Source organism: Tunicatimonas sp. (assembly GCF_049647865.1).
GTDB lineage: Bacteria > Bacteroidota > Bacteroidia > Cytophagales > Cyclobacteriaceae > Tunicatimonas.
In genome coordinates, this window is sequence record NZ_JBARYM010000181.1 from 1 (window position 1) to 2,917 (window position 2,917).

Sequence of the window (2,917 nt, forward strand, 5' to 3'; positions counted from 1 at the left end):
GGCGGCTTCTACCGTATAGTAGTCGTGCTTCAAGTAGCCCATTACTTGCTTGTTTTCCAATATCCAGCACTCGCTGGCGCAGCTAAAGCCTAACCAGTCATTAAAACCATGATCCATTGGCCCGTCGCTGACGGGTTGGTTCAGTGCCAGATTAGCCCCATTATTATCAGCCCGAAATTCCCCGTATCCAACGGGTTTGTTGCCATCGGTAGTAGGGAAGGTTGTACCTAGATGCCACTTACCAAACCCGGCGGTAGTGTAGCCCGCTTCCTGTAGCATTTCGGGTAATGTCATCAACTCATCATCAATTAAGGAAGGTTCGTAGTTGGCCATTACGCTATTGGGCTTCCAACTGCGAAAGGGATAGCGCCCTGTCATGAGCGCGTATCGCGTAGGCGAGCACACGGCTACCGGACAGTAAGCATCGGTAAGTCGGATACCCTCGGAAGCTAATCGGTCTAAATTAGGAGTGGGTACGAGTGAATTAGGATTATAGGCTCCTATGTCACCATAGCCCAGATCATCGGCCAGAATAATAAGAATATTGGGTTTGTTTGTTTTCTGTCCAGATACATACTTAGGTAGCAATAATAGATTGAAACTGAGAAGGATTTTAGTAGTAAATCTTAGTATGAAGGTCATGAGGTTTTTGATGAAGCTGCTGAGTAATTTATACAATTTAAGGTAGTGTGAAAAATTAATCTTCACACTACCTTGATACTCTACTACCAGCCAGGGTTTTGATCTGCCTGCGTCAGAGCTTCATTATTATCAATTTCCTCCTGAGGAATAGGCCATAAAAGCACCCGAGGGGCATAGTTAAATCCGGAAGCGATTAATAATTCTTCTACACGGTCGTAGCGTAGCATATCAAACCATCGCTTACACTCTAGTAAAAACTCTTTCCCTCGCTCATCAAAAATAATATCTAAGTATTCCTCTGACGTGAGTCCAGCCGCAAAATCTACCGTAGGGTCTGGGGTGGATATATCTCTGCCGTAAGCTCTTCGGCGTATCATGTTGATATACTCCAACCCCTGAGCTGATAGTGTACCAGTGCCGCGAATTTCAGCTTCAGCAAAAACGTATAGAGCATACGGATAGCGATAGACTGGAAAATCATTTCCGTGATTACCCTGAGCTTCACTATCAATATATTTTTTGTACAAAATGGGCTCACTAGCTGTAAGAAAAACCGAATCTTCAGGAGTATTGTAGAGATTTAAATTACGGCGAAAATCCTCAGCATCCCAGGTAGATAGAAAGGATTCTGTATTACCTAATATGGTTCTAAATCCCGATGAAGAATAGCCCGCATTAACATTATGCGTATATACTGGAAGCGAACTGCCTTGTCCGTCGATACGAGAGAACTTGATAGAGAACACATCCTCCGAAGTAGTCTGACGGTTTACATCGTATACGTCTAATAACACCGGTTCCAAGAAGTATTCTCCTGAACCAATAACCTCTTGAGCTTTTTGCTGAGCTTCGTTGTAGCGCTCCAAGGTTAGGTAAATATCAGCCAGCAGCAGTTGCGCCGCCCCAACCGTAGCTCGAAACAGCTCAGTGGGAGCAGTTTGCTCCGATTTTAGTTTTAGCCCGTCCTCGGCAACTAGTAAGTCTTCCAAAATTAATTCGTAAATCTCAGCCACCGGAGCGCGGGGGAAGGAAAAGTCAACAATCGCGTCAATCTCTTCTTTCTGCAACGGCACTGGACCCCACAAGCGCACCAAATTAAAGTAATTTAGTGCTCGAACGAAGTGCGCTTCGGCTATCGTGCGGGCTTTCACATCTTCGCTAATTTCTATCGCTGGGACTCTAGCAATAGCCGCGTTGGCCCGGTTAATAGACAGGTAGGCTGATCGCCATATGCCAGCAATTCGGTCAATATTACGGGAGTCTAATTCGTACACGCCAGGAGGCTGGTGCGAGCCTCTTCCCAAGCAGTATTCCGCTTTCATTTCAACCTGAGCGAAAAACTGTTGACCGTAGTAGGCACTGGTAGCAAACGGCTCGTAGGCGGCGTTCACCACCGCAATTGCATCATCTTCGGTCTGGTAGAATTGACCCTCAGATAAAAAATCAATGGGTTCTTCGTCCAGATAGCTGTCACAACTCATGACTAGCATAGTGGGTAGTATCAGAAGTATCTTTTTCATCGTAGTTGCTTTAGAATTCATATTCTTAATGTTAAAAGCCGAGATTAATGCCAAATGTGTAGGTTCGGGCTGATGGATAGCCAGACAAGTCTAACCCTAAACGCAAATCTGATCCCCCTCCCTGGGTGTTAATTTCAGGATCGTACCCGGTGTAGTCAGTGAACGTGAGTAGGTTTTGAGCACTAGCGTATATCTTCAATTTACGTAACCACGATACTCCCATATCTGAAAGAGGAAAGTTATATCCTATCTGGACATTCCTTAACCTCAGATAGGAAGCATCTTCTACGTAGGAGTCAGATCCCCGAAATCTAATGCCTGACCGGGGACGAGGATAGCGGGCATCAGTGTTTTCGGGCGTCCAGAAGTCGGTTACTTCCACCAGTTGATTATACCCGCGGGTTAGCGAGTTGGCACTGCGGAAACGATCAAATCGGATCACCTCTACTCCTTGCACTCCCTGGAAGAAGATATTGACGTCAATTCCTTTGTAAGAAAAGTTAGAATTTAACCCGTAAATAAAGTCGGGAAAAAAGTCACCTAGAATCGTGCGGTCATTATTATTGACCCGGTCATCACCGTCTAAGTCGCGGTAGGTGAGATCTCCATTTTCGTCTAGCTCCCCTTCAACAAAGCCGTAATAGGAAGCCAGCGGTTCCCCTTCCCGAACGATATGGAACGCTCCCCCTGAAGCACCTCCCGGTAAGTTATTAGCAAAAACATCATTTCCATCTTTAAGACTCACAACCTCATTC

General features: G+C 45.6%; 2 protein-coding genes and 1 pseudogene. All 3 read right to left on the bottom strand.

Translation table 11 applies throughout. From position 1 onward, the window contains the following. Window positions 1-642, bottom strand: a 642-nt coding sequence (locus tag WBA23_RS05525) for a sulfatase-like hydrolase/transferase (RefSeq protein ID WP_424581253.1), incomplete at its 3' end; no start/stop codon positions are given. 83 nt (window positions 643-725) lie between these two features. After that, the gene (locus tag WBA23_RS05530; protein WP_424581254.1) at window positions 726-2,162 is read right to left on the bottom strand and encodes a RagB/SusD family nutrient uptake outer membrane protein; all 1,437 of its coding nucleotides are present in this window, start codon (window positions 2,160-2,162) and stop codon (window positions 726-728) included. Window positions 2,163-2,193: 31 nt separating this feature from the next. Further along, a pseudogene (locus WBA23_RS05535) lies at window positions 2,194-2,917 on the bottom strand (SusC/RagA family TonB-linked outer membrane protein); the annotation flags it as partial.

Excerpts from the sequence above, each read along its gene's own strand:
- WBA23_RS05530 (WP_424581254.1), bottom strand. The coding sequence starts at position 2,162 with ATGAAAAAGATACTTCTGATACTACCCACTATGCTAGTCATGAGTTGT.